Origin of the sequence: Xylophilus sp. ASV27 (assembly GCF_016428875.1) — a bacterium.
GTDB lineage: Bacteria > Pseudomonadota > Gammaproteobacteria > Burkholderiales > Burkholderiaceae_C > Xylophilus.
The window spans coordinates 85,702-110,210 of the sequence record NZ_JAELTO010000002.1; the positions used below are offsets into that span (position 1 = coordinate 85,702).

Below are 24,509 nucleotides of genomic sequence, written 5' to 3' on the forward strand. Positions count from 1 at the left end.
CAGGCCCGCCATGCAGGAAGCACTTGCCACCGACGCACTGACGCTGCCGGCTTCGGAGCTGGCGCTGCTCGACGCCCGCTTCCCGGCCCGCTCGGTGCCGGTCGGCGGCGGCGCGGTGGTGTCGGTGCGCGAACACGGGCAAGGGCCGGCCATCGTCTGCCTGCACGGCATCGGCTCCGGGGCGGCCTCGTGGCTCCAGGTTGCGCTGACGCTCGCACCGCAGGCCCGCCTCATCGCCTGGGACGCGCCGGGATACGGTGCATCGACACCGCTGGCGCCTGCCGCGCCCGGCGCGGCGGACTACGCGCGGCGGCTGCATGCCGTGCTCGATGCGCTCGAAATCCCGTCCTGCGTGCTGGTCGGCCATTCGCTCGGCGCACTCGCCGCGGCGGCCGCCGCGCGCGGCGGTTCGGCGCTGGCCTCGCGCATCCGCCGCCTCGTGCTGATCAGTCCCGCCGCCGGCTATGGCGCGCCGTCGCGCGCCGAAGCCCGCGCCAGGGTACGCACCGAGCGCCTCGCCACGCTCGATGCACTCGGCATCGCCGGCATGGCCGCGCATCGCTCCGGCCGCCTCGTGTCCGACACGGCCAGCGCATCCGCGCGCCAATGGGTGCGCTGGAACATGGCGCGGCTCAACGAACACGGCTACCGCCAGGCCATCGAGCTGCTGTGCAACGGAAATCTCCTGGCCGACCTGCCGCCCGCCATGCCGGTGCGCGTGGCCTGTGGCACGCTCGACGTCGTCACCCCGCCGCAGGCCTGCGCCGAAGTCGCGCGCCAGTGCGGGGTGGCACTCGAACCCATCGAAGGCGCGGGGCACGCCAGCTACGTGGAACAGCCGCAGGCCGTCTCCACGCTGCTGCGCGAGGCACTCGCCGCCTGACGGGGCCACCGGAACCACCAACGGAAACAAGCAACGACCATGGCCAACGACAACGAAGATATGGACAAGGGCGCCGACCGCTACAACGTGCCCGCGCTCGAGCGCGGCCTGCGCATGCTGTGCGAATTTAACCGCGAGAACCGCAGCCTTTCCGCGCCCGAGCTGGCGCGCCGCTTCGACCTGCCGCGCTCCACCGTGTTCCGCCTGCTCACCACGCTGGAGAACATGGGCTTCCTGGAACGCGCCGAAGGCGGGCGCGACTACCGCCTGGGCCTTGCGGTGCTGCGCCTGGGCTTCGAATACCTCGCTTCGCTGGAGCTGACGCAGCTCGGCACGCCGCTGCTCCAGCGCCTGTGCGATGAGCTGCGCACGCCCTGCAACCTGGTGGTGCGCGACGGCCGCTCGATCGTCTACGTCGCCAAGGTCGCGCCGCCCACGCCGTTCGCCAGCGCGGTCACCGTGGGCACGCGCCTGCCGGCCCATGCCACGGTGCTCGGCCGCGTGCTGCTCGAAGACCTGACGCTGCCGCAACTGCGCGCGCTCTACCCCGAGGACAGGCTCGAGACCTTCTCGCCGAGCACGCCCAAGACCGTGAACCAGCTCTTCGACATGGTGCAGGCCGACCGCACGCGCGGCTACGTGCTGGGCGAAGGCTTCTTCGAGGCCCACATCTCCACCATCGCCGCGCCGGTGCGCGACCACAGCGGCCACATCGTCGCCGCCCTGGGCGTGACCATCACCTCGGGCCACATCGAGGAGAGCCGCATGGACGAGATGGTGCAGCGCGTGCGCAGCACGGCCGATGAAATCTCGGGCCTCCTGAACTACTCCCCCGCGCGTGCCAGCAAGGTGGTTCCGCTGCGCGGCGCGTGAATGCCATGACGACACAGGCGACCTCCTTTTTCGCCGCCGATGCACTGGCCGGGCGCGTGGCCGTGGTCACGGGCGGCTCCTCGGGCATTGGGCTGGCGACCGTCGAGCTGCTGCTCGGCTGCGGCGCCGCCGTGGCCCTGTGCGGGCGCGACGCCGGGCGGCTCGGCCGCGCGGTGGCCGGATTGCGCGGGCAGTTCCCCGACGCGAAGCTCTTCGCACAAGCCTGCGACGTGCTCGACGGCGCCTCGGTCAGGGCCTTTGCCGCGGCCAGCGAGGCCGCGCTCGGGCCCGCCTCGATGCTGGTCAACAACGCGGGACAGGGGCGCGTCTCCACATTCGCCAACACCGGGGACGCGGCCTGGACCGAGGAGCTGAACCTGAAATTCTTCTCCGTCATCCACCCCACGCGCGCCTTCCTGCCGCAGCTCGCGGCGCAGCGCGCGGTGCTGGGCGATGCGTCCATCGTCTGCGCCAACTCGCTGCTGGCGCGCCAGCCCGAGCCGCACATGGTCGCCACCTCGGCCGCGCGCGCCGGCCTGCTGAACCTGGTGCGCTCGATGGCCACCGAGTTCGCACCGCAGGGCGTGCGGGTCAACGGCATCCTGATCGGCCTGGTCGAGTCGGGCCAGTGGCGCCGCCGCTTCGAGGCGCGCGATGACATGTCGCAGGACTGGTCCGCCTGGAGCGGCCAGCTCGCGCAGAACAAGCACATCCCGCTGGGTCGCCTGGGGCTTCCGGCCGAAGCCGCGCGCGCGATTCTCTTCCTCGCGTCGCCCCTCGCGTCGTATACGACGGGCAGTCACATCGACATTTCCGGAGGCCTCTCTCGCCATGCATGAGCGCACTCCCAGCCTTGCCCACTTGGTGTGGCTTCCGCACCCCTTCAAGGGGGCAGCACCAGCGGCCCGGCAACGCCGGTTCCGCGGTGTTTCGCGCCTTGGCAGCGCCGGTATCCGTCATTCAATCAAGTTCCAGGGACATCTGAGATGAAAACCAAGCAAGTCACGGTCGGCGCAGTCGTCGCAGCCTTCCTCGAACAGTGCGGCGTCAAGGCGGCCTTCGGCGTGATCTCGATCCACAACATGCCGATCCTGGACGCCTTCGCGCAGCGCGGCGCGATCCGCTTCGTGCCCGCGCGCGGCGAAGCCGGCGCCGGCAACATGGCCGACGCCTATGCGCGCTCCACCGCCAGCCTGGGCGTGTGCCTCACGAGCACCGGCCCGGCGGCCGGCAACATCGCCGGCAGCATGGTCGAGGCGCTGACCGCCGGCGCGCCTCTGCTGCACATCACCGGGCAGATCGAGACGCCGTACTTGGACAAGGGCATGTCCTACATCCACGAGGCGCCCGACCAGCTCACCATGCTCAAGGCGGTGTCGAAGGCGGCCCTGCGCGTGCGCAGCGTCGAGACGGTGCTGGGCACGCTCAAGCGCGCGGTGCAGCTCGCACTGACCGCGCCGACCGGCCCGGTCAGCGTGGAGATCCCGATCGACATCCAGTCGGCACTGACCACCATGCCGGCCGACCTGTCGCCGCTGCCCATCGAGCGGCCGGTGCCTTCGGCCGCGGCGCTCGATGCGCTGGCCGCGCGCCTGTCGGCCGCCAGGCGCCCGATGCTGTGGGTCGGCGGCGGCGCACGCCATGCCGGCGCGGCCATCCGGCGCCTGCAGAAGCTCGGTTTCGGCGTGGTCACGACCACGCAGGGCCGCGGCACCGTGCCCGAGGACGATGCCGGTTCGCTCGGCTCCTACAACATCCACAAGCCGGTCGAGGCGCTGTACCAGCGCTGCGACGCGATGCTGGTCGTCGGCTCGCGCTTGCGCGGCAACGAAACGCTCAAGTACGAGCTGAAGCTGCCGCGCCCGCTGCTGCGCATCGACGCGGACGCCGCCGCCGAAGGCCGCGGCTACGTGACCGACCTGTTCGTCTGCGGCGACTCCGCGCTCGCCCTCGAAGGGCTGGCCGACCGCCTCGAGGCCGCCCACTACCAGGCCGACCCGGCACTGCTCACCGAGCTGCGCGCCGCGCATGAGCAGGCAGTCGCCTCGCTGACCGACGGCCTCGGCCCCTACGCGGCGCTGGTCAAGGAGCTGCAGGCCGCGGCCGGCCGCAGGTTCAACTGGGTGCGCGACGTGACCGTGTCCAACAGCACCTGGGGCAATCGCGAGCTGCGCATCTTCGAGCCCAGCGCCGGCGTGCACGCCACCGGCGGCGGCATCGGCCAGGGCATGCCCATGGCCATTGGCGCGGCCATCGGCGCGGCGGTGACCGGCTCGGGCCGCAAGACCTTCTGCCTGGCGGGCGACGGTGGCTTCATCCTGAACCTGGGCGAACTCGCGACCGCGGTGCAGGAAAAGGCCGACATGCTGATCGTGCTCATGAACGACAAGGGCTACGGCGTCATCAAGAACATCCAGGACGCGCAGTACGGCGGCCGCCGCTGCTATGCCGATCTGCACACGCCCGACTACGCCATGCTCTGCGCCTCGCTGGCGCTGCCGCATGCGCGGGTGCAGCGCCTGGACGAGTTGAAGGCCAGGCTTGGCGAGGCGCTGGCCAAGCCCGGCCCGTTCCTGCTCGAAATCGACATGCTGGCCATCGGCGGTTTCAAGAGCGCCTTCGCCGGCCCGCCGACCAACACCGTCACCCAGATCCCGGCGCTCGGCGAGTCCGCCGCATCGGTGCAATGAAGGACATCGGCATGCTGCGCGTCGCACTCATCGGCTTCGGCGCCATCGGCGGCTCGGTATACGAGCTGCTCAAGGGCGATGCAGGCCTGGCCGTGACGGCCATCGTCGTGCCGGCCGAAGGCGTGGCCGCGGCGCAGGCGCTGGCGCCGGGAGTGCAGGTGGCAAGCAGCGTGCCTGCGAGCGGCATCGACCTGGTGCTCGAGACCGCGGGCCATGCGGCCATCGAGGAGCACGTGCTGCCGGCTCTGGCGCGCGGCACGCCCTGCATCGTCGCCTCGGTCGGCGCGCTGTCGGCCGGCGGATGCGCCGACAAGCTAGAAGCCGCCGCCCTCGCCGGCAGGACGCAGGTGCAGCTGATCGCCGGCGCCATCGGCGCCATCGACGCGCTGGCCGCCGCCCGGCTCGGCGGCCTGGACAGCGTGCGCTACACCGGCCGCAAGCCGCCGCAGGCCTGGAAGGGCACGCCGGCCGAGCAGGGCCGCGACCTCGGCGCGCTGACGCAGGCCAGCGTGATCTTCGAGGGCAGCGCGCGCGAAGCCGCCCGGCTCTACCCCAAGAACGCCAACGTCGCGGCCACCGTCTCGCTCGCCGGCCTCGGGCTCGACCGGACGCTGGTGCGCCTGATCGCCGATCCGGCCACGGCCGAGAACGTGCACACCGTCGAAGCGGAAGGCGCTTTCGGCAGCTTCGCGCTGAGCATGCGCAACAAGCCGCTCGCGGCCAACCCCAAGACCTCCGCGCTGACCGTCTACAGCGCCGTGCGCGCGCTGCGCAACCGGGCTGCGGCCCTTGCCATCTGAGGCCTCCATGATCTCCTCCGAACTCCTTCCGATCTGCGTCGCCGGCGAATGGCGCCTGGGTGGCGGCGACGTCTACGAAAGCCTCTATCCCGCCACCGGCGAGCCGATCGCGCGCCTGCGCGCGGCGAGCCTGGCCGACGTGGACGAGGCCATCACCCGCGCCGACCACGCCTTCCGCACCAGCGGCTGGGCGCAGAAGCTGCCGCACGAACGCGCGGCGGTGCTGAACCGCGTCGCGCAGTTGATCCGCGAAGAAAGCGAGTCGCTGGCGCAGAGGCAGCGCCTGGACAACGGCAAGCCGATCGCCGAGACGCGCAACCTCGTCGCCAGCGCCGCCGGCACCTTCCAGTTCTTCGCGGCCGCGCTGGAAACGCTGGAGGAAACCATCACCCCTTCGCGCGGTGCCTTCGTCACCATGAGCGTGCACGAGCCCATGGGGGTGGTCGCCGCCATCACGCCGTGGAATTCGCCCATTGCCAGCGAGGCGCAGAAGCTCGCGCCCGCGCTGGCCGCGGGCAACGCGGTGGTGGTCAAGCCCGCCGAGGTCACGCCCCTGATGGCGCTGGAGCTGGCGCGCATCTGCGAGAAGGCGGGCGTGCCCAGGGGCATGGTCAGCGTGCTGCCGGGCAAGGGCTCGGTCATTGGCGACGCGATCACGCAGCACCCGCTGGTCAAGCGCGTGTCTTTCACGGGCGGCACCACCACCGGCCGGCACATCGCCCACATCGCGGCCGACAAGATGATGCCGGTGTCGCTCGAACTGGGCGGCAAGTCGCCGACCATGGTGCTCGAGGATGCCGACCTGGACCATGCGGTGAGCGGCGTGCTCTACGGCATCTTCAGCTCCTCGGGCGAATCCTGCATTGCCGGCTCGCGCCTGTTCGTGGCGCGCTGTCTCTACGACGAGTTCCTGACACGGCTGGTCGATGGCGCCAACGCGCTGCGCGTGGGCGACCCGGCCTCGGAGCAGACGCAGATGGGCCCGCTGATCACCGCCAGGCACCGCGAGGGCATCGAGCGCTACGTGGAGCTTGGCGTGTCCGAAGGCGGCCGCATCCGCACCGGCGGCGTGCGCCCGCATGGCGCCGGCTATGACCGCGGCTATTTCTACCGGCCGACCATTCTGGAAGGCCTGGACAACCGCGCGCGCATCAGCCAGGAAGAGATCTTCGGCCCGGTGCTGGTCGCCATGCCTTTCGACGACGAGGCGTCGCTGATCGCGCAGGCCAACGACAGCGTCTACGCGCTGGCCGCCGGCATCTGGAGCCGAGACTTCAAGCGCGCCTGGAAGCTCGGGCGCGCAGTACAGGCCGGCACGGTCTGGATCAACACCTACAAGCAGTTCTCGGTGTCCACGCCCTTCGGCGGCTGGCGCGACAGCGGCCTGGGCCGCGAGAAGGGCCGCGAAGGGATCTTCCAGTACATGGAGCAGAAGAGCATGTACTGGGGAACGAACGAACAACCTCTGCCTTGGGCGCTGGGATGACGCTTCTTGCTACCCATTTTCTGTGTGGTTCTCAGCGCCGCCGTTCAGGGCACGCTCACGCCTGCGGCGTGCTCTGCTCCGCGAATCCCTGTGCACGCGCCCCGACTGCACGCGCCTCGAACAAGCGCCAAGAGCGAAAAAGGCCACAGCCCCATGAACACCACGGCGAGAAACTGACATGAGCGTACTTGGCATCGACCAGATCACCTATGGCGCGGACGACCTGCCCACCTGCCGCCGCTTCTTCGAAGACTGGGGCCTCGCGCTCAAGTCGCAAGCGGCGGACGAACTCGTTTTCGAGTGCCTCAACGGCTGCAAGGTGGTGGTCGCGGCGCTGGACAAGCCCGGCCTGCCGCCCGCGATGGAAGAAGGCCCGACGCTGCGCGAAGTGGTCTGGGGCGTGGACGGCGATGCCGACCTGGACCGCTATGCCGCTGCCATCGCCCAGGAGCCGGGTTTCTTCGACGCCACCGTAGACGGCGCGCGCCGCATCGGCTGCATCGACCCCAACGGCCTCGCGGTGCGCCTGCAGGTCAGCCGCAAGCACGCGGTCGAGGTCGAATGCGGCGCCATGAACACCTGGAACGCCAAACCGCGCGTCAACCAGGCCGCGCCGATCTACGAGCGCGCCACGCCGATCGAAGTCGGCCATGTCGTGTTCTTCGTGAGCGACGTGGCGGCCACGAGCGCGTTCTATGCGCAGCGCTTGGGCTTCGTCGCGTCCGACAGCTACCCCAACCGCGGCGCCTTCATGCGCTGCGCGGCCGAGGGCGGGCACCACGACCTGTTCCTGCTGCAGATTCCCTCGGGCAAGCGCGGGCTCAACCACGTGGCCTTCACGGTGCGCGACATCCATGAAGTCTTCGGCGGCGGCCTGCACTTCTCGCGCCGCGGCTGGGAAACGCAGCTCGGCCCGGGCCGGCACCCGGTGTCCTCGGCCTACTTCTGGTACTTCAAGAACCCGGCCGGCGGCCTGATCGAGTACTACGCCGACGAGGACCAGCTCACCGCCGACTGGCAGCCGCGCGAGTTCGAGCCCGGCCCGACGGTGTTCGCGGAATGGGCGGTCGATGGCGGCCTCGACGGCAACACCCGCCGCCAGAAGAACGCCGAAGGCCCGAAAGCTGCCTTCCTGACCGAGAAGAAATGAATCGCCCAAGCACCATGCACCGCCGTAACGCCGTCTCCGCCCTGGCCGCGCTGGCCATTGCCTGCGCGCCCGCACATGCGCAGAGCGATGCCCAGAAGCAACTGGCCAGCGAGCGTTTCACCATCGTCTCGCCCTTCCCGCCCGGCGGACCGGTGGACACGCTGGCGCGCATGCTGTCCGATGGACTGTCCAAGCGCTACGGACAGCCCGCCGTGGTCGAGAACCTGGTTGGCGCGGCCGGCAACATCGGCATCGACAAAGTCCGGCGCGCCAAGGGCGACGGCCACACGCTGCTGGTGGTGCCGGCCGGCAACCTCACGATCAATCCGACGCTGATGCGCAACTTCCCGTTCGACATCGAGCGCGACTTCGTGCCGGTCACCATGCTGGCCAAGGCGCCCAACGTGCTGGTGGCCGCGCCCTCGTCGGGCATCAAGAGCGCGCAGGAGCTGGTGGCGATGGCCAAGGCCAGGCCGGGCACGCTGTCCTATGCCTCGCCGGGCGTGGGCAGCGGCCTGCATCTGGCGGGCGAGCTGTTCAAGCAGCAGGCCGGCATCGACCTGCTGCACGTGCCCTACAAGGGCACGGCACCGGCGCTCAACGACGTGCTCGGCGGCGCGGTGCCGCTGATGTTCAGCAACCTGCCCGCCACGCTGCCGTTCCTCAAGCAGGGCAAGCTGGTCGCCATCGGCGTGACGGAAGCCAGGCGCAGTGCCGCCGCACCCGACATCCCCACGCTCGCAGAGCAGGGCATCCAGGGCGTGACCGTGACCTCGTGGTACGGCCTGATGGCGCCCAAGGGCACGCCGGCCGCGGTGGTCGAGCAGCTCGCCAAGGACGCGGCGGAAGTGCTCGCGCAGCCCGAGGTGCGCGAACGCCTCAAGGTGCAGGGCATGACCGACGCGGCCATGACGCCCGCCGAGTTCAGCACCTACATCCGCGACGAGACGGCGGTGTGGGCCAGGATCATCAAGGCCCGCAACATCGTCGCCGAGTAGGCACCATCAGCAACAAGAGGGGAGACAGCCCATGAAGACAAGTGAATCCACCATCGGCATCGTCGGTGCCGGCATCGGCGGCCTGGTCGCGGCCATCGCGCTGCGGCGCGCCGGCCACGACGTGGTCGTGTTCGAGCAGGCCCGGCAGTTCGCCCGCGTCGGCGCCGACATCAACCTCACGCCCAATGCGGTGCGCGCACTCGACGGCCTGGGCGTGGGCGATGCGGTCCGGGTGACGGCCGCGCGCCCGTCGCACCGCATCAGCCGCACCTACGACACCGGCGAGGAGACCTCGCGCCTGGAGATGGCCGACACCGCCGAGCAGCGCTACGGCGCGCCGCAGCTCACCATCCACCGCGCCGACCTGCTGGCGGCGCTGGCCGACATGTTTCCGATCGGGCAGGTCGCGCTCGGCAAGCGCGCCGAGACCATCGCCGCGGACGGCGAGGGCGTGAGCCTCGCGTTCACCGACGGCAGCAGCGCCCGCGTCGGCGCGCTGCTGGGCGCCGACGGCATCCATTCCTGCGTGCGCACGGCCATGTTCGGTGCCGAGAGCCCGCGCTTCACCGGCATCGTCGCATACCGCGCCGTGGTGCCGGCCGAGCGCGTGGCCGGCGTGCCCAACCTCGGCGCCTTCACCAAGTGGTGGGGCCCGAACCCGCAGAGCCAGATCGTCACCTTCCCGCTGAACCGCGGCAAGGACGTCTTCATCTTCGCCACCACGCCGCAGGACACCTGGCACCTCGAATCCTGGACCGCGCCCGGCAGCGTGGACGAACTACGCGAGCAGTACGTGGCCTACCACCCCGAGGCGCGGGCCCTGCTCGACGCCTGCGACACCGTGCTCAAGACCGCGCTGTACGAGCGCGACCCGATGCCCGCCTGGGCGGCCGGCCGCATGGCGCTGCTCGGCGATGCGGCGCACCCGATGCTGCCCTTCATGGCGCAGGGCGCGGGCATGGCGATCGAGGATGCGGTGGTGCTCGCCCGCCACCTCGACGGCGTGGCCATGGCCGATGTGGCGCGCGCGCTGCAAGGCTACGAAAAGGCCCGCATCGCACGCGCCAGCCAGGTGCAGCTCGGCTCGCGCGGCAACAACTGGCTGCGCGAAGGCGGCAACGCCGACTGGGTCTACGGCTACGACGCCTGGTCCGTGCCGCTGGGCGAACCCGTCGCGGCCACGGCCTGATTCATTTCCCCTCACTCCCACGGAGGCCCACGATGCAACAAGACCGCTACCTGCAAGCGCACCAGGCGCGCCAGCGCCCGGCGACCACTTATGAAGACCTGCTCGGCGATGCGATCGAGCGCGCCTTCGCCGACGGCATCCACGATCTGCCCGGCCTGGTCCAGCACCTGAACGACAGCGGCCTGGCCACGCCCGGCGGCCAGCGCTGGACCGAGGCGCTGTACCGCAAGGAAATGGCCGCGCTGGCCGCCTGAGAGGAGTCCACCATGAATGCCGCCACCCAGCCCATCGCCGCCGACCCGATCGACCATCTGCTCGAAATCGGCCTGAAGGACCTCTGGTACCCGATCTGCCCCTCGCACTTCATCAAGGAGAACCCCGTCTCGCTGCGCCGCCTGGGCCGCAAGCTCGCGCTGTGGCGCGACGGCGATGGCGTGCTGCATGCGCTGGAAGACCGCTGCCCGCACCGCGGCGCGCCGCTGTCGCAGGGCGTGATCCTGGGCGACCGGCTCTCCTGCCCGTACCACGGCGTCGAAGTCCGGCATGACGGCGTGGTCACGCGCGTGCCCGGCAGCCCGGGCTGCAAGCTCGAAGGCTCGCGGGCCACGCGCCACTTCCACGTGCAGGAGCGCGCGGGCGCGGTGTTCCTCTACAACTCGAAGGACCCGGTCGACACGCCGCCGCCGCTGGTGCTGCCCGAGCAACTCAACGACGAGGCCGAGTACAGCAGCTTCCTCTGCTACACCGAGTGGAAGGGCGACTACCGCTACGTGCTCGACAACGTGATGGACCCGATGCACGGCACCTTCCTGCACAAGCAGTCGCATTCGATGGCCGAAGGCGATTCCAGCGCCAGGTTCGTCATCCGCCCGACCGACACCGGCTTCGTGTTCGAGAAGGAGGGCCAGCGCAACGTCAACTTCGACTGGACCGAGTGGGCCGACACCGGCATCCACTGGATGCGGCTGGAGATCCCCTACCCCAAGACCGGCGGCCCCGGCGGCAACTTCATCATCATCGGCGCGTTCTCACCCATCGTGAAGGGCATGACCGCCACCTTCTTCTGGCGCGTGCGCAAACTGCCGCCGGGCTGGCAGCGCGACACCTGGCGCTTTCTCTACAAGAACCGGCTGGAGGCGCGCCACTGGCACGTGCTGGAGCAGGACCGCGTGATGCTCGAAGACATGGAGCCCGACGCCAACCAGCACGAGAACCTGTACCAGCACGACCTGGGCATCGTCCGGCTGCGCCGCCACATGCGCAACCTGGCGCAGGCGCAGATTGGCTGACCCCAGGCCTGCCCGCCATGTCTTCTCCCACACTGAACGCCCTCGTGCACACCATGCGCTACGAGGCCGAGGGCATCGTGAGCGTCGAGTTGCGCCCGGCCACGCCGGACGTGGACTTCCCCGCCTTCGAGGCCGGCTCCCACATCGACCTGCACCTGCCCAACGGCCTGGTGCGCAGCTATTCACTGTGCAACCCGGCCGGCGAGCGCCAGCGCTACGTGGTCGGCGTGCTGCATGACCGCAGGAGCCGCGGCGGCTCGCGCTACGTGCACCAGCAGTTGCGCGTGGGCATGACGCTGCCGATCTCCGCGCCGCGCAACAACTTCCGCCTGCACGAGGACGCCGCGCGTTCGGTGCTGGTGGCCGGCGGCATCGGCGTGACGCCGATCTGGTGCATGCTGCAGCGCCTGGTGGCGCTGGGCCGGCCGGTGGAAGTGGTGTATTGCGCGCGAACCCGCAGGGAGGCGGCCTTCATCGAGGGCATCGAGGCGCTCGCGGACAAGACCGCATCCATCACCTGGCACTTCGACGATGAGCAGGGCGCGCCCCCCGCCCTGGCCCGCCTGCTGGCCGGGCGCGGCGCCGACAGCCATTACTACTGCTGCGGCCCGGCTCCGATGCTCGATGCCTTCGAGAAGGCGTGCGAGCAGTGGGGCTACGCCCATGCGCACATCGAGCGCTTCGCGGCGGTGGTGGCGGAGTCGGCCAGCGAGCGGCACGGCTTCGAGGTGTCGTGCGAGCGCAGCGGCCAGACGCTGGAGGTGCCGGCGGGCAAGTCGATCCTGGATGCGCTGATCGACGCCGGGCTGAACCCGGGCCACAGCTGCAAGGAAGGGGTGTGCGGCGCGTGCGAGACGGCGGTGCTGGACTTCGACGGCGAGCTGGACCACCAGGACGGCATCCTGAGCAAGATCGAACGCCAGTCGGGCAGGACGATGATGATCTGCGTCTCGCGCTGCACCGGCAAGAGGCTGGTGCTCGACATCTAGCGCCCTCTCCCTCCCCCAGGTTCTTCGACCATGTTCCGCGAGTGCGGAACGGGCAGCCCTTCGTTTTTTTCACAAGGAGACCCACGCCATGCACAACCTCACCCCCTCCCTCATGGCCGCCGCCGCGCTGGCCGCCGCCGCGGCGGGCGCCCAGGCGCAGTCCTCGGTCACGCTGTTCGGCACCGTCGACGTCGGCGTCGCCCGCGTCACGGGCGCGGGCGGCTCGCGCACCGGGCTGTCCAACAGCGGCGCCAACATCAGCCGCTACGGCTTGCGTGGCGTGGAGGATCTGGGCGGCGGCCTGTCGGCCGGCTTCTGGCTCGAAGCCGGCTTCTCGCCGGACACCGGCGAAATGGGCGCGGGCTTCAACCGCCGCGCCACCGTCAGCCTGACCGGGCGCTGGGGCGAGGTGCGCCTGGGCCGCGACGATTCGGCGACCTTCCTCAACACGCTGGTATTCGACCCCTTCCTGACCAACGGCGTGGGCGGCACCAACACCTTCGTGATGAATGGCCCGCCCACGATCCAGATCAGCAACGCCGTCAGCTACTTCGCGCCATCCAAGCTCGGCGGCTTCTACGGCCAGGTGCAGCATGCCTTCAGCGAGCGCCTGAGCACCGACCCATCGTCAGGTGGCGAGTACACGGGGACGCGCCTGGGCTATCGCCAGGCTGCCCTGCACGTCTCGGTGTCGGCAGCCAACCTCAAGGGCACCACGCAGGCGCAGGACGAGCGTTTCCGCAACCTCGGCGTGAGCTACGACTTCGGCGTGGCGCAGCCGATGCTGCTGTGGGCCGGCCACAAGCGCGGCAGCGTGGACGTGCGCGGCCTGCAACTGGGCGTGAAGGTGCCGGTGGGCGCGGGTGAGATCCGTGCCTCGGTCGGCCGCTACGACACCCGCGGGACCGAAGCCGACTGGCGCAAGTTCGCCATCGGCTATGGCCACAACCTGTCCAAGCGCACGCAGCTCTACGCCACCTACGCGCGCCTGAACAACTCGGGCGGCTCGCAGCGCGCCATCGGCGTGCTGGGCGTGGCGGCGCCCACCAACGTGCCGGGCGGCCACTCCAACGGCTACGAAGTGGGCGTGCGCCACTTCTTCTGAGCCTGCGCCATACAAAAACTGTAGCAGCAAGCCATGGAACCATCTTCATTTCAGGTAATAAACCATCTAAAAACAAGATGAATCCAAGGCTTCAAGCTATCATTTGGATAGCATTCACGCGGCTGCCGGCGCGGCCGGCTTCTGGTCCAGGCCCAGCAGGCGCACTGCGTTGCCCTTGAGGATGCCGGGCATCACCTCAGGCTTGAAGCCGGCGTCCTCGAAGTCCTTCATCCAGCGCTCGGGCGTGATCAGCGGGTAGTCGCTGCCGAACAGCACGCGGTCCTTCAGCAGCGTGTTGGCGTACTGCACCAGTTGCTTCGGGAAGTACCTGGGGCTCCAGCCCGACAGGTCGATCCAGACGTTGGGCTTGTGCGTGGCCACGCTCAGGGCCTCGTCCTGCCACGGAAAGCTCGGGTGCGCCATGACGATCTGCATGTCGGGAAAGTCGATCGCCACGTCGTCCAGGTGCATCGGGTTGCTGTACTCCAGCCGCAGGCCGCCGCCGCAGCGCATGCCGCTGCCGATGCCGCTGTGGCCGGTGTGGAAGATGGCCGGCAGCTTGTGCGCATTGATCACCTCGTAGATCGGCCAAGCCATGCGGTCGTAGGGGTGGTAGCCCTGCACCGTGGGGTGGAACTTGAAGCCCTTGACGCCGTGCTCCTCGATGAGCCGCTCGGCCTCGCGCGCGCCCATCCGGCCCTTGTGCGGGTCGATGCTGGCGAAGGCCATCATCATGTCGCCGTTCTTCTGCGCGGCCTCGGCGATTTCCTCGTTCGGGATGCGGCGGCGGCCCAGTCGGGACTCGCTGTCCACGGTGAACATGACCAGGCCGATCCTGATCCTGCGGTAGTAGTCAATGGTTTCCTGGATGGTCGGGCGGCGGCCGTTCTTGAAGTACCTGTCGGCCGCGCGGTCGTACTCCTCGCCGTAGTTGTCGAAAGGGTTCCAGCAGCTCACCTCGGCATGGGTGTGGATGTCGATGGCGATCAGGTTCTCGTGGTCCATGGAGGTTTCCGACGTGCGGCTTGCTCAGGGTAAATCCGGGCGGCGAGGCGGTTTGCCCCGATTGAATTGGTTATTTTTTATAACAATAATCCGCCCATTTGGCAAACATCGAAATGGCATCTCCCAAGGCTTCTTCCTCCTTCGTGCAGCTGGAGCTGCGCGGCCCGGTCGCGCTCGTGCGGCTGGCGCGGCCGTCCAAGCGCAATGCGCTGTCCGACGCCGTGGTCCTGGCACTGCGCGACACCTTCGAGAACCTGCCGGACACGGTGCGCGCGGCCGTGCTCGACGGCGAGGGCCCGCACTTCTGCGCCGGGCTGGACCTGTCGGAGCTGCAGGAGCGCGACGCCGGCGCCGGCCTGCACCACTCGCGCATGTGGCATGCGGCGCTGGAGCGGGTGCAGTTCGGCCCGGTACCGGTGATCGCGGCGCTGCATGGCGCGGTGGTCGGCGGCGGGCTGGAACTGGCCAGCGCCTGCCACATCCGCGTGGCCGACAGCAGCACCTTCTATGCGCTGCCCGAAGGCTCGCGCGGCATCTTCGTCGGCGGCGGCGGCTCGGTGCGCATACCGAAGCTGATCGGCGCGGCACGCATGGCCGACATGATGCTGACCGGCCGCGTCTACAACGCCGAAGACGGCGAGCGCGCCGGCTTCGCGCAGTACCTGGTACCCGAAGGCACCGCCCTGGACAAGGCGCTGGAGCTGGCCGCGCGCGTGGCGCAGAACGCGCCGCTCACCAACTACGCGCTGATGCACGCCCTGCCGCGCATCGCCGAGCAGCCGGCCGACCAGGGCTTCTTCACCGAGGCGCTGATGGCCGCCATCGCCCAGAGTGCCCCCGAGGCCAAGCAGCGCGTGCGTGCCTTCCTCGACGGCAAGGCCGCCAAGGTCGGCAAGAGATGAAATGAAAGCACCCCCAGGCTACGCGCTTCGTGTCTTCGCCTTCCCCCTGCGAGGGGGCACATCCTGCGGCCCGGCAGAGCCGGTTCCGCGGATGTCTGCGCATGGCCTGCTCCGCGGCCTTCTGGGCCTTTGGGTTTTATTCGCTGCGGGTGTTGCTGGAATGGGACCACCCCCAGGCTACGCGCTTCGCGTCTTCGCCTTCCCCCTGCGAGGGGGCACATCCTGCGGCCTGGCAGAGCCGGTTCCGCGGATGTCTGCGCATGGCCTGCTCCTCTGGGTTTCATGCGCCGCGGGTGACGCGCAGCGCCGTGGATAACCGACCGGAAGAATGAGGAACATGAGCGAGACAAACACCCAGGAGCCCCCCGCCACGCAAGCGGCCCCGCGCTACCGCCACGTCGAGTTCGGCATCACGCGCGCCAGGCTGCACCAGGGCGCCCCGGGCGTGCAGTACCTGGAGGCCGAGCAGCCGCTGGCGCCCTACCCGCACCGCATGACCGAGCGCCTGCTGCACTGGGCCGCCACCGCGCAGGAGCGCACCTACGTGGCACGCCGCCGCCATGCCGACGGCAGCACAGGCGACTGGGAGCACGTCAGCTATGCACAGGCGCTGCGGCACGCGCGCAGCATCGGCCAGGCCCTGCTGGCGCGCGGCCTGTCGGCCGAGCGGCCGGTGGCCATCCTGAGCGAGAACGGCATCGAGCATGCGCTGCTGGCGCTGGGCTGCCTGTATGCGGGCATTGCGCACTGCCCGGTGTCGCCGGCCTACTCCACCGTGAGCCAGGACTTCGACAAGCTGCGCCACGTGCTGGGCACGCTCACCCCCGGCCTGGTGTTCGCGAGCGACGCCCGCCGCTACGGCCGCGCCATCGAGGCGGTGGTGGGCGCCGACGTGGAGGTGGTGCTGGCCGACGGCAGCCTGCCCGGCCGCGCGAGCACGCCCTGGGCCGAACTGCTGGCCACGCCCGCCACGCCGGCGGTGGACGCGGCGCTGCACGCGACCCATCCCGGCACCATCACCAAGTTCCTGTTCACCTCGGGCTCCACCAAGAACCCCAAGGCGGTGATCAACACGCACCGCATGTGGTGCGCCAACCAGCAGCAGCTGCTGCAGTCCATCCCCGCGCTGGCAGCGGAGCCGCCGGTGCTGGTCGACTGGCTGCCATGGAACCACACCTTCGGCGGCAACCACAACGTGGGCATCGTGCTCTACAACGGCGGCACGCTCTACATCGACGACGGCCGGCCCACGCCCGCCGGCATGGCCGAAACGCTGCGCAACCTGCGCGAGATCGCGCCCACGGCGTACTTCAACGTGCCCACCGGATTCGAGGCCATCGCGCAGGCCATGCAGGACGACGCGCTGCTGCGCCGCACCCTGCTGTCGCGCGTGAAGATGTTCTTCTATGCCGGCGCCGCGCTGGCGCAGCCGGTGTGGGACAGCCTGCACCGCACCCAGGAGGCCGAGGTGGGCGAGCGCATCGTCATGGGCACGGGCCTGGGCATGACCGAGTCCGCGCCCTTCGCGCTCTACGTGACCGGGCCCGAGGTCCGCTCGGGCGACCTGGGCCTGCCCGCCGCCGGCATGCGCATCAAGCTGGCGGCGGTGGGAGGCAAGACCGAGGTGCGCTACAGCGGCCCCAACATCACCCCGGGCTACTGGCGCAACGACGAGGCCACGCGCGAGGCTTTCGACGAGGAAGGCTTCTTCCGCACCGGCGACGCCGTGGCCTGGATCGACCCGGCCAATCACCACCGCGGGCTGCGCTTCGATGGCCGCATCGCGGAAGACTTCAAACTCGCCAGCGGCACCTTCGTGAGCGTGGGCCCGCTGCGCGCGCGCATCGCCGCGGCCGGCGCGCCCTACGTACAGGACGCCGTGCTGACCGGCATCAACCTGCACGAGGTCGGCGCCCTGCTGTTCCCTACGCCGGCCTTGCGCGCCCTGTCGGGGCTGCCGGCCGGCGCCTCGATGGAGCAGGTGGCCGCCAGCGCGCCGGTGCGCCAATGGCTGCAGCAACTGCTGGACACGCTGGCCGCCGGCGCCACCGGCAGCGCCAACCGCGTCGCCCGCGCGCTGATCCTGAGCACGCCGCCCTCCATCGACCTGGGCGAGGTCACCGACAAAGGCTCGATCAACCAGCGCGCCGTGCTCCGGCACCGCGCCGCGCTGGTCGAGGCACTGCACCAGGGCACCGCGCCCGGCATCGCACGGCCCGGGGCACGCTGAATCCGCAACGAAAGGAAGCAGCATGCAATTGCAAGGACAAGCCGCCCTGGTCACCGGCGGGGCATCGGGCCTGGGGGAAGCCACCGCGCGCGAACTCGCCCGCCTGGGCGCCAGGGTCGCGGTGCTGGCCGTGCACATCGTGCAGAACGGACACCTCAATGGCGAGGTGATCCGGCTCGATGGCGCGCTGCGCATGGCGCCACGCTAGGGCAACGAAGACAAGGAGACAAGAGATGAACACCCGCCGTGATGCCCTTGGCGCACTGGCCGCCGCCACGGCGCTCGGCCCGCTGTCTGCACTCACGCTGCGCGCCCAGGCGCTGGAGCAGGTGCGCATTTTCTACGGCTTCCCGCCCGGCAGCTCGGGCGACAGCGTGGCGCGCCGCGTGGGCGAGAAGCTCGCAGGCAGCGCCTACACCCGCAACGCGGCCGTGGTCGACAACAAGCCCGGCGCGGGCGGCCGCATCGCGCTGGAGTCGCTCAAGGCCTCGCCCGCCGACGGCTCGGCGCTGGCGCTGGCACCGGTGTCGGCGCTATCGATCTATCCGCACATCTACGGCCGGCTGGCCTACAAGGCCGAGGACTTCGCGCCGGTGTCCATCGGCGCGGTCATGCACCACGGCCTGGCGGTAGGGCCCATGGTGCCGGCCAACGTGCGCACGGTGCAGGACTTCATCGGCTGGGCCAAGGCCAACCCGAAGGACGCAAGCTACGGCTCACCCGGCGCGGGATCGCTGCCGCACTTCCTCGGGGCCCTGCTGGGCATCGAGACGCAGACCGAGCTCAAGCACGTGCCCTACCGTGGCTCGATTCCCGGCGTGACCGATGCCGTGGGCGGGCAGATCGCCGCCATGGTGACGCCCAGCGGCGACTACCTGCCCCACGTCAAGGGCGGCAAGCTGCGCGTTCTGGCCACCTCGGGCCACCAGCGCTCGCCCTTCCTGCCGGACGTGCAGACCTTTGCCGAGCAGGGCCTGCCGGGCCTGACGGCGGAGGAGTGGTTCGGCTTCTACGCGCCGGCACGCACGCCGGCGGCCACGCTGGAGGCGGCCAACGCCGCGATCAACCAGGCGCTGCGCGAGAGATCGGTGCAGGACAGCCTGGCCGTGGTCGGGCTGATCGTGCAGGGTTCCACGCCGCAGGCCATGGCCGCCTCGCAGCAGAGCGAGTACGAGCGCTGGGGCCCGCTGGTGAAGAAGATCGGCTTCAGCGCCGAATCGTGAGTGCCGCTCGGGGCACCGTTCCGGGGTCCGCATGCCACAGGGTGCGGGCGCTGTTTCCAGCTGGATGTTGAGCCGCCAGGCCCGCGGCCTGAGACGCCACAATCGGCGGCATGCGCTCTCCCACAACCCATTCGCCCCCGCCCTCGGTGGAGCAGGTCGACACCCGGCAACTCGAGAAGCTGGCGGGCTACAACGTGCGGCGGGCCTCGCTCGCCGTGATGGACCGCTTCGCCACGCACATGCAGCAGCACGATCTCAAGGTCGCGAGCTACTCAGTGCTGTCGCTGATCGCGCACAACCCGGGCATCACCTCACGCCAGCTCTGCGCAACGCTCGCCATCCAGCCGCCCAATCTGGTGGGCATCATCAACGAGCTGGATGCGCGCGGCCTGCTGCAGCGCCTGCCGCACCCTACCGACGGCCGCGCCGTCGGCCTGCACCTGACCAAGGATGGCGCCGCGCTGCAAGCCCGGGCCGAGGCCACGGTCGACGCGATGGAGGACGAAGCCACGCAGCACCTCAGCGCCGCGGAGCGCAAGACCCTGATCCGCCTGCTGCAGAAGATCTACCGCTGAGCATGCGTTGCAGCGCCATACCGGACGCCGGCCATCAGCTATTAAACTTGTAGCATTTGCCGATGTGGGCTATATTGCCCCTTCACGTTACGTCCCTTCGCGCCACAGGAGAAACCGCGCATGAGCCCCAAAGAGAACGCATCCGTCTACCAGCTTTTCGACCTGCTCGAATCCCGCTACGCGATGCGCGTGCTCTGGGCCTTGAAAGATGGCCACCACCAGACGTTCCGCCTGCTGCAGGACAGCGTGGGCGGCATCACGCCCAACACGCTCAACACCCGGCTGAAGGAACTGCGCGACGCCGGCCTGGTACAGCATGGCGGTGAGGGCTACGCCACCACCGAAGCCGGAAAGGACCTGCTCAAGCGCCTGAGCGACCTCCATGCCTTTGCCGGCCGCTGGGTGCAGACCCTGCCGAAGAAGGCCTGAGCGGCGACAGCAGGCCACGCGGCCAGTTGGCCTCCTGCCGGCGGCCACCCCCAGATTTCATCTATTTCATGGCCGAGGCCCATGCCTGGCCTAGGTCTATTGCTATTATTTATATAGCAATCATCACGAAGGAACTCCCATGGCACTCACCACCACCGCCTCCGGCCTGCAGTACGAGGACACTCAGTTGGGCGACGGCGCCGAGGCCGCGGCCGGGCAGCAGGTCAGCGTGCACTACACCGGCTGGCTCTACCAGGATGGCGCGCAGGGCGCCAAGTTCGACTCCAGCCGCGACCGCAACAGCGCCTTCCGATTCGGGCTGGGCGCGGGCATGGTGATCAAGGGCTGGGACGAAGGCGTGCAGGGCATGAAGGTGGGCGGCAAGCGCACGCTCATCATCCCGGCGAACCTGGGCTACGGCGCGCGCGGCGCCGGCGGCGTGATTCCGCCCAATGCCACGCTCAAGTTCGACGTGGAACTGCTCGGGGTCAATTAGTTCGCCCCCAGGCTGCGCACTTCGTGTCTTCGCCAGCCCCTTCCGGGGGCAACACCTGCGGACCGGCGGCGCCGGCTCCGCGGTGTTCCCGGCGCGGACCGGCGGCGCCTTGCGTCAGCCGTTGAGCGCCTGCTCCAGGGACTGGTACCTGGCCTCCCCGACCGCGTCACGGATCCGGGGGGCGAGCTGGCGCAGCTCTTCCAGGCCGCTGGCGGCCTCCACCGCCAGATTGAGGCGGAACCCGCGCAAGCCCAGTTCGGCGGTGAGCGCCGTGGCGACCGCGTAGGCATCGCGGTAGCGCTGCTGGGGCGTGCGGCTGGCCGCTGGTTCTGCGGTTGCCGCGGCCGCCGCCTGGGCGGGCGAGGCCGGCTGGTCCGCGACCACGTGCTCCAGCAGGCCGGCATCGAGCATGGAGACCACGTCCTGCTCCACCACGCCCATGCTGGCCGTGGCCTGCAGCACGTCGGCCAGCGAACGTTTGCCGTCGAACAGGATGAAGGCCGAGCGCTGGCGCGGCGCCAGCGGTACCGAGCGGTCCTTGAGCACGCGTTGCCCGAGTGCGGTCTTGGCCAGAATCATCGGTTGCCTCCTCAACGTGCAACAGGCCGAACTCACCGATCCCGCGGCAGGACCCGGCTTGCCAGCCAGGTCACGCACAGGCCCACGGGCACGCCGAACACGCCGGCCAATCCAGGCTGGATGTCCCACCACAGCGCACCGAGCCCGTCCACGCCGAACCAGCCACGCAGCATGGGCGCATGCACCAGCATGTAGTAGAGCGTGGTCGCCAGCCCGGCCAGCATGCCGGCCACGGCGCCGGCGCGGCTGGCGCCGCGCCAGAAGATGCCCAGCACCATCGCCGGCACGAAGGCCGATGCCGCCAGCGAGAACGACGCCGTCACCAGCGACAGGATCTCGGAAGACTTGAGCGCCGCCACGAAGGCCGCGAGCATGGCCACGACCAGCAGCACGAACTTGGTCAGGATCACGCGCTGCTCGGGCGAAGGCATGCGGCGGATTTCCTGCAGCGCCATGTCGCGCACCAGCGCATTGCTGATGGTGAGCAGCAGGCCGTCCGCGGTGGACAGCGCCGCCGCCAGGCCGCCGGCGGCCACCAGCCCGGACACGACGTAGGGCAGGCCGCCCAGTTCTGGCGTGGCGAGCATGATCATGTCAGCGCCCAGGCGGATCTCGCCGAACTGCAGCACGCCGTCGCCGTTGATGTCCTCGATGGACAGCAGCGAGGAGTCGAGCCGCGTCCACTGCATGATCCAGCCCGGCAGCGCGTCGAAGCGTATGCCCACCAGGTTCTGCATGACCTCGAACTTCACCAGCACCGCCAGCGCCGGCGCGCTGATGTAGAGCAGCGTGATGAAGAACAGCGACCAGGCCACCGAGGTGCGCGCGGCGGCCACCGAGGGCACGGTGTAGTAGCGCGTGAGCAGGTGCGGCAGGCCGGCGGTACCGACCATCAGGCAGAACATCAGCGCCAGGAAGTTGCGCCGCGAGACCTCGAAGGCCTCGCGCTCCGCGGGCGTACCGTCCGGGTCGCCCGCGAAGGGCTGCAGGTGCGGCGGCAGCCCTGCGAGCGGGCGTGCGCGCTCGTAGTCCTCGCGCATGGCGCGGCTCCAGCGCGCGCGTGCCTGTTCGGCGTTGGCCGGCAAGGCCGACAGCTCGCGGCTGGCGGCCATCAGTTCGCCGACCTCGGCATTGCCGTGGCGCAGCAGGTGCAGGCGCTGCTGCAGGCGCTCGCGCTCGGCCGCCAGCGCGGCGTCGACGTCGCGCAGCCGGGCCTCGTAGTCCTGGGCTCGCCCCAGGTAGAGCGCGGCCACTTCGCGCTCGGCGGGCGATGCGCGCAGCGCGTCTTCCAAACCGCCGATCTTCTCCAGCTGGGTGCCATAGACCAGGGGCGCGAGCGGATTGCCCACCTGCTTGTAGGCCAGCCAGGACACCGGGATCAGGAAGGCCAGCAGCAGCACCACGTACTGCGCGACCTGGGTCCAGGTGATGGCGCGCATGCCGCCCAGGAAAGAGCACAGCAGCACGCCGCCCAGGCCGAGCATGATGCCGATCTCGAACTGCACGCCGGTCAGGCGCGAGGCGATCAGGCCCACGCCGTAGATCTGCGCCACCAGGTAGGTGAAGGAGCACAGCACCGCCGACAGCGCCGCGATGCGCCGGGGCCAGCGCCCGCCGTAGCGCACCAGGAAGAAATCCGGCACGGTATAGAGCCCCATGGCGCGCAGTTGCGGCGCGATCAGCATGGCCACCAGGCAGAAGCCGCCGGTCCAGCCCAGCAGATAGGCCAGCCCCCCGCTCTGCCCCTGGCTGCCGGAGAAGCCCTGCAGATACAGGGCCCCGGCCAGGCTCAGGAAGGAGGCGGCGCTCATCCAGTCGGCCGCCGCGGCCATTCCGTTGTACATCGGCGGGATGCGCCGGCCGGCGACGTAGTACTCCTCCGGGTCGGTGGTGCGGCCCCAGATGCCGATCGCGGCATATGCCATCACGGTGACGAACAGAAAGACCGGCCCGATCCAGTGGCGCGACAGCCCCAGGCTCTCTGCCCAGCCCAGCAGCAGCAGGAACGCGAGCACGCCGAAGACGTAGGCGACGAAGATGCCGTGCAGGCGCCGCTTGCCAGCGGGCGAATACCCTTCCTCCGCCATGCGCTCAGGCCGCCTGGGCCTTGCGCTCGGCCCGGTTCAGGACCACTGCGTAGATGACCACCAGCACGATGAAGACCAGCAGCGCGCCCTGCGCCGCCATCCAGTAGCCGAAGGGCCAGCCGGCGACGCTGAACTGCAGCGTGCGCGCGTGGTAGCAGACGCCGAAGGACACCGCGCCCCAGACCAGCAGCAGCGCGGCGCGCAGCGGCCAGTGGCCTGGCGGCGGCTGGTTGAACATGACGGGTGCCGGCGCGGTTTCCTCGGGAGGCGGGGCGGTCGGGAATGCGGGGAAGGCCATTCCCCGATCATCGCAGTGCCGCCCCCTGGACGCCTCGGTGTTTGCGAGCAAGCGGTTCGCTGCGCACACAATCGCCGCCGCTGCGCCGCGCCTGCAGCAGGAGCTGGTCGGCCCGCCGCAGCCAGGCGTCGGGGCTGCGGATGCCCGGCCCGAGCGAGCAGGCGCCGAAAGTCGCGCCCAGGCGGCGATCCGGGTGCAGCGGCTGGACGTCCAGCAGCCAGTGCAAGCGCTCGACCAGGCGCAGTGCCGCGTCCATGCCGGCGTCGGGCAGCAGGATGCCGAAGGTGTGCGTGCCGCGGCGTCCCCGGATGTCGGTTGCGCGCAGGTGGGTGCGCAGCAGGTGCCCGAAGTGCCGCAGTGCCTCGTCGCCTGCCGCGCCTGCAGGGTCCAGCGCCGCCGAGAGCAGCGTGGCGCCGCCGCCCGTCTTGCGGGCGAGCGCGAAGTTGGCCTGCAGCAGCCATTCCCAGTGTTCGCGCAGGTAGAGGCCGGTCAGCGGATCGCAGAGCCCTTGTCCCTCCGGCAGGCATGGCGGCAGCGTGTCCTCGAAGGCGCGCAGGTTCGGCTCGAGGCCGCAGGAGTGTGACACTCGCATGGCCCAGCCTCAGCGCAGCCGGGCCGCCGCCGGCATGGCCGATGCCGCGTCCGCCGTTACCCCATCGCTTGGAACTCGTCCCATGTCCGGCGCCTCCCCTGGCGTGTTTTCAGGTCAATGCGTTACCCACCATCACTCAAACGTGATGCAGACTATCACACCCGGAGGTACCGACCACCTACGGTCGCCAGATGCCCGAAAAGACTCCGCACCCGGAGGCAGAGGTCTTTGCGAAGCGCCTGCGCCAAGCCCTCACCTCCGCCGGTATCCCGCTCTCACCTACGACTGTCGCCCACGAATTCAACCTGCGCTATTGGGGCAAGGGCGTATCCCTGTATGCGGTGCGCAACTGGCTGCTGGGCATCTCGATTCCCACCCAGGACAAGCTGCGCGTGCTGGCGCAATGGCTCGGCGTGCCGCCGCAGGAACTGCGCTTCGGCCCCGAAGGCGGCGTGGCGGCCGCGCGCGAACCCGATCCGCTGGTGCGCCGCCTCATACCGCTGGACCAGGCCATGCTCAGGCGCTATCTGCGCCTGTCGCCCCAGCACCGCACCCTGATCCGCGACATGGTGGACGCGCTGCCGACGCGCACGCCTGACTGACCAAAAAAAAGCGGACCGCGCTGCGCGGTCCGCCTTGCG

25 protein-coding genes and 1 pseudogene are annotated in these 24,509 nt (G+C 70.0%); 21 read left to right on the forward strand and 5 right to left on the reverse strand.

Annotated features, from left to right (window positions below):
• Window positions 1–10: 10 nt before the first annotated feature.
• The 13 genes from JHD63_RS00995 to JHD63_RS01055 all read left to right on the forward strand — a co-directional run bounded on the left by JHD63_RS00995 (window position 11) and on the right by JHD63_RS01055 (window position 13,452).
• The gene (locus tag JHD63_RS00995) at window positions 11–883 is read left to right on the forward strand and encodes an alpha/beta fold hydrolase (protein ID WP_198968790.1); all 873 of its coding nucleotides are present in this window, start codon (window positions 11–13) and stop codon (window positions 881–883) included.
• Window positions 884–922: 39 nt separating this feature from the next.
• Window positions 923–1,756 (forward strand): IclR family transcriptional regulator, encoded by an 834-nt coding sequence (locus tag JHD63_RS01000; protein ID WP_198968791.1) that lies wholly within the window; start codon window positions 923–925, stop codon window positions 1,754–1,756.
• Between the two features lie 5 nt (window positions 1,757–1,761).
• On the forward strand, window positions 1,762–2,595 hold the full coding sequence (locus JHD63_RS01005) for an SDR family oxidoreductase (RefSeq protein ID WP_198968792.1): 834 nt from the start codon (window positions 1,762–1,764) through the stop codon (window positions 2,593–2,595).
• Window positions 2,596–2,742: 147 nt separating this feature from the next.
• Window positions 2,743–4,446 carry a thiamine pyrophosphate-binding protein gene (locus JHD63_RS01010; protein WP_198968793.1) on the forward strand — a complete coding sequence of 568 codons (1,704 nt, stop codon included), beginning with the start codon at window positions 2,743–2,745 and terminating at the stop codon, window positions 4,444–4,446.
• Window positions 4,447–4,457: 11 nt separating this feature from the next.
• Window positions 4,458–5,246 carry an aspartate dehydrogenase gene (locus tag JHD63_RS01015; RefSeq protein WP_198968794.1) on the forward strand — a complete coding sequence of 263 codons (789 nt, stop codon included), beginning with the start codon at window positions 4,458–4,460 and terminating at the stop codon, window positions 5,244–5,246.
• A 7-nt stretch (window positions 5,247–5,253) separates the two neighbouring features.
• Complete coding sequence (locus tag JHD63_RS01020) at window positions 5,254–6,732, forward strand: aldehyde dehydrogenase (protein WP_198968795.1); 1,479 nt, start codon at window positions 5,254–5,256, stop codon at window positions 6,730–6,732.
• Window positions 6,733–6,910: 178 nt separating this feature from the next.
• A complete protein-coding gene (locus JHD63_RS01025; protein ID WP_198968796.1) occupies window positions 6,911–7,882 on the forward strand; it encodes a VOC family protein in 972 nt (323 codons plus the stop codon).
• Entirely contained in the window at window positions 7,879–8,880 is a 1,002-nt protein-coding gene (locus tag JHD63_RS01030) for a Bug family tripartite tricarboxylate transporter substrate binding protein (RefSeq protein WP_233167473.1), read from the forward strand. Before JHD63_RS01025 ends, JHD63_RS01030 begins: the two co-directional genes overlap by 4 nt.
• Window positions 8,881–8,911: 31 nt before the next feature.
• Complete coding sequence (locus JHD63_RS01035; RefSeq protein WP_198968797.1) at window positions 8,912–10,069, forward strand: FAD-dependent monooxygenase; 1,158 nt, start codon at window positions 8,912–8,914, stop codon at window positions 10,067–10,069.
• Window positions 10,070–10,101: 32 nt separating this feature from the next.
• Window positions 10,102–10,323 carry a recombinase-like helix-turn-helix domain-containing protein gene (locus JHD63_RS01040; protein ID WP_198968798.1) on the forward strand — a complete coding sequence of 74 codons (222 nt, stop codon included), beginning with the start codon at window positions 10,102–10,104 and terminating at the stop codon, window positions 10,321–10,323.
• A gap of 12 nt (window positions 10,324–10,335) precedes the next feature.
• Window positions 10,336–11,358, forward strand: a complete 1,023-nt coding sequence (locus tag JHD63_RS01045) for an aromatic ring-hydroxylating oxygenase subunit alpha (RefSeq protein ID WP_198968799.1) — start codon at window positions 10,336–10,338, stop codon at window positions 11,356–11,358.
• A gap of 17 nt (window positions 11,359–11,375) precedes the next feature.
• On the forward strand, window positions 11,376–12,347 hold the full coding sequence (locus JHD63_RS01050) for a PDR/VanB family oxidoreductase (RefSeq protein ID WP_198968800.1): 972 nt from the start codon (window positions 11,376–11,378) through the stop codon (window positions 12,345–12,347).
• 88 nt (window positions 12,348–12,435) lie between these two features.
• Window positions 12,436–13,452, forward strand: a complete 1,017-nt coding sequence (locus tag JHD63_RS01055) for a porin (protein WP_198968801.1) — start codon at window positions 12,436–12,438, stop codon at window positions 13,450–13,452.
• Window positions 13,453–13,566: 114 nt separating this feature from the next.
• On the opposite strand, the gene JHD63_RS01060 is transcribed toward JHD63_RS01055, so the two are convergent.
• Complete coding sequence (locus JHD63_RS01060) at window positions 13,567–14,457, reverse strand: amidohydrolase family protein (protein WP_198968802.1); 891 nt, start codon at window positions 14,455–14,457, stop codon at window positions 13,567–13,569.
• Window positions 14,458–14,570: 113 nt separating this feature from the next.
• Here JHD63_RS01060 and JHD63_RS01065 point away from each other — a divergent pair, with 113 nt between their 5' ends.
• The 7 genes and pseudogenes from JHD63_RS01065 to JHD63_RS01095 all read left to right on the forward strand — a co-directional run bounded on the left by JHD63_RS01065 (window position 14,571) and on the right by JHD63_RS01095 (window position 20,312).
• The gene (locus JHD63_RS01065) at window positions 14,571–15,359 is read left to right on the forward strand and encodes a crotonase/enoyl-CoA hydratase family protein (RefSeq protein ID WP_198968803.1); all 789 of its coding nucleotides are present in this window, start codon (window positions 14,571–14,573) and stop codon (window positions 15,357–15,359) included.
• A gap of 337 nt (window positions 15,360–15,696) precedes the next feature.
• The gene (locus JHD63_RS01070; RefSeq protein ID WP_198968804.1) at window positions 15,697–17,589 is read left to right on the forward strand and encodes a feruloyl-CoA synthase; all 1,893 of its coding nucleotides are present in this window, start codon (window positions 15,697–15,699) and stop codon (window positions 17,587–17,589) included.
• A 22-nt stretch (window positions 17,590–17,611) separates the two neighbouring features.
• Window positions 17,612–17,716: pseudogene (locus JHD63_RS01075) on the forward strand (SDR family NAD(P)-dependent oxidoreductase); the annotation flags it as partial.
• Window positions 17,717–17,822: 106 nt separating this feature from the next.
• Window positions 17,823–18,812: a Bug family tripartite tricarboxylate transporter substrate binding protein gene (locus tag JHD63_RS01080; protein ID WP_198968805.1), complete on the forward strand. Its 990-nt coding sequence runs from the start codon at window positions 17,823–17,825 to the stop codon at window positions 18,810–18,812.
• Window positions 18,813–18,922: 110 nt separating this feature from the next.
• Window positions 18,923–19,387, forward strand: coding sequence for a MarR family winged helix-turn-helix transcriptional regulator (locus tag JHD63_RS01085; RefSeq protein ID WP_198968806.1), 465 nt, complete (start codon window positions 18,923–18,925; stop codon window positions 19,385–19,387).
• Between the two features lie 120 nt (window positions 19,388–19,507).
• Window positions 19,508–19,816, forward strand: a complete 309-nt coding sequence (locus tag JHD63_RS01090) for a winged helix-turn-helix transcriptional regulator (protein ID WP_198968807.1) — start codon at window positions 19,508–19,510, stop codon at window positions 19,814–19,816.
• Window positions 19,817–19,955: 139 nt separating this feature from the next.
• A complete protein-coding gene (locus JHD63_RS01095; RefSeq protein WP_198968808.1) occupies window positions 19,956–20,312 on the forward strand; it encodes an FKBP-type peptidyl-prolyl cis-trans isomerase in 357 nt (118 codons plus the stop codon).
• Between the two features lie 114 nt (window positions 20,313–20,426).
• Here JHD63_RS01095 and JHD63_RS01100 read toward each other — a convergent pair whose 3' ends face one another.
• From JHD63_RS01100 to JHD63_RS01115, 4 genes are read right to left on the reverse strand one after another with little or no spacing between them, the layout of a single operon-like run.
• The gene (locus JHD63_RS01100; protein ID WP_198968809.1) at window positions 20,427–20,891 is read right to left on the reverse strand and encodes a hypothetical protein; all 465 of its coding nucleotides are present in this window, start codon (window positions 20,889–20,891) and stop codon (window positions 20,427–20,429) included.
• Between the two features lie 32 nt (window positions 20,892–20,923).
• Window positions 20,924–22,978, reverse strand: a complete 2,055-nt coding sequence (locus tag JHD63_RS01105) for a VC_2705 family sodium/solute symporter (RefSeq protein WP_198968810.1) — start codon at window positions 22,976–22,978, stop codon at window positions 20,924–20,926.
• Between the two features lie 4 nt (window positions 22,979–22,982).
• Window positions 22,983–23,276: a DUF4212 domain-containing protein gene (locus JHD63_RS01110; protein ID WP_198968811.1), complete on the reverse strand. Its 294-nt coding sequence runs from the start codon at window positions 23,274–23,276 to the stop codon at window positions 22,983–22,985.
• 7 nt (window positions 23,277–23,283) lie between these two features.
• On the reverse strand, window positions 23,284–23,868 hold the full coding sequence (locus JHD63_RS01115) for a GGDEF domain-containing protein (RefSeq protein ID WP_198968812.1): 585 nt from the start codon (window positions 23,866–23,868) through the stop codon (window positions 23,284–23,286).
• Between the two features lie 191 nt (window positions 23,869–24,059).
• Between JHD63_RS01115 and JHD63_RS01120 the strand changes: the two genes are divergently transcribed.
• Window positions 24,060–24,470 carry a helix-turn-helix domain-containing protein gene (locus JHD63_RS01120; protein WP_198968813.1) on the forward strand — a complete coding sequence of 137 codons (411 nt, stop codon included), beginning with the start codon at window positions 24,060–24,062 and terminating at the stop codon, window positions 24,468–24,470.
• Window positions 24,471–24,509: the final 39 nt, after the last annotated feature.

Excerpts from the sequence above, each read along its gene's own strand:
- JHD63_RS01005 (WP_198968792.1), top strand. The coding sequence starts at position 1,762 with ATGACGACACAGGCGACCTCCTTTTTCGCCGCCGATGCACTGGCCGGG.
- JHD63_RS01115 (WP_198968812.1), bottom strand. The coding sequence starts at position 23,868 with ATGCGAGTGTCACACTCCTGCGGCCTCGAGCCGAACCTGCGCGCCTTC.
- JHD63_RS00995 (WP_198968790.1), top strand. The coding sequence starts at position 11 with ATGCAGGAAGCACTTGCCACCGACGCACTGACGCTGCCGGCTTCGGAG.
- JHD63_RS01110 (WP_198968811.1), bottom strand. The coding sequence starts at position 23,276 with ATGGCCTTCCCCGCATTCCCGACCGCCCCGCCTCCCGAGGAAACCGCG.
- JHD63_RS01060 (WP_198968802.1), bottom strand. The coding sequence starts at position 14,457 with ATGGACCACGAGAACCTGATCGCCATCGACATCCACACCCATGCCGAG.
- JHD63_RS01065 (WP_198968803.1), top strand. The coding sequence starts at position 14,571 with ATGGCATCTCCCAAGGCTTCTTCCTCCTTCGTGCAGCTGGAGCTGCGC.
- JHD63_RS01100 (WP_198968809.1), bottom strand. The coding sequence starts at position 20,891 with ATGATTCTGGCCAAGACCGCACTCGGGCAACGCGTGCTCAAGGACCGC.
- JHD63_RS01020 (WP_198968795.1), top strand. The coding sequence starts at position 5,254 with ATGATCTCCTCCGAACTCCTTCCGATCTGCGTCGCCGGCGAATGGCGC.
- JHD63_RS01040 (WP_198968798.1), top strand. The coding sequence starts at position 10,102 with ATGCAACAAGACCGCTACCTGCAAGCGCACCAGGCGCGCCAGCGCCCG.
- JHD63_RS01090 (WP_198968807.1), top strand. The coding sequence starts at position 19,508 with ATGAGCCCCAAAGAGAACGCATCCGTCTACCAGCTTTTCGACCTGCTC.
- JHD63_RS01120 (WP_198968813.1), top strand. The coding sequence starts at position 24,060 with ATGCCCGAAAAGACTCCGCACCCGGAGGCAGAGGTCTTTGCGAAGCGC.
- JHD63_RS01010 (WP_198968793.1), top strand. The coding sequence starts at position 2,743 with ATGAAAACCAAGCAAGTCACGGTCGGCGCAGTCGTCGCAGCCTTCCTC.
- JHD63_RS01070 (WP_198968804.1), top strand. The coding sequence starts at position 15,697 with ATGAGCGAGACAAACACCCAGGAGCCCCCCGCCACGCAAGCGGCCCCG.
- JHD63_RS01000 (WP_198968791.1), top strand. The coding sequence starts at position 923 with ATGGCCAACGACAACGAAGATATGGACAAGGGCGCCGACCGCTACAAC.
- JHD63_RS01105 (WP_198968810.1), bottom strand. The coding sequence starts at position 22,978 with ATGGCGGAGGAAGGGTATTCGCCCGCTGGCAAGCGGCGCCTGCACGGC.
- JHD63_RS01015 (WP_198968794.1), top strand. The coding sequence starts at position 4,458 with ATGCTGCGCGTCGCACTCATCGGCTTCGGCGCCATCGGCGGCTCGGTA.
- JHD63_RS01045 (WP_198968799.1), top strand. The coding sequence starts at position 10,336 with ATGAATGCCGCCACCCAGCCCATCGCCGCCGACCCGATCGACCATCTG.
- JHD63_RS01095 (WP_198968808.1), top strand. The coding sequence starts at position 19,956 with ATGGCACTCACCACCACCGCCTCCGGCCTGCAGTACGAGGACACTCAG.
- JHD63_RS01030 (WP_233167473.1), top strand. The coding sequence starts at position 7,879 with ATGAATCGCCCAAGCACCATGCACCGCCGTAACGCCGTCTCCGCCCTG.
- JHD63_RS01080 (WP_198968805.1), top strand. The coding sequence starts at position 17,823 with ATGAACACCCGCCGTGATGCCCTTGGCGCACTGGCCGCCGCCACGGCG.
- JHD63_RS01050 (WP_198968800.1), top strand. The coding sequence starts at position 11,376 with ATGTCTTCTCCCACACTGAACGCCCTCGTGCACACCATGCGCTACGAG.
- JHD63_RS01025 (WP_198968796.1), top strand. The coding sequence starts at position 6,911 with ATGAGCGTACTTGGCATCGACCAGATCACCTATGGCGCGGACGACCTG.
- JHD63_RS01055 (WP_198968801.1), top strand. The coding sequence starts at position 12,436 with ATGCACAACCTCACCCCCTCCCTCATGGCCGCCGCCGCGCTGGCCGCC.
- JHD63_RS01085 (WP_198968806.1), top strand. The coding sequence starts at position 18,923 with ATGCGCTCTCCCACAACCCATTCGCCCCCGCCCTCGGTGGAGCAGGTC.
- JHD63_RS01035 (WP_198968797.1), top strand. The coding sequence starts at position 8,912 with ATGAAGACAAGTGAATCCACCATCGGCATCGTCGGTGCCGGCATCGGC.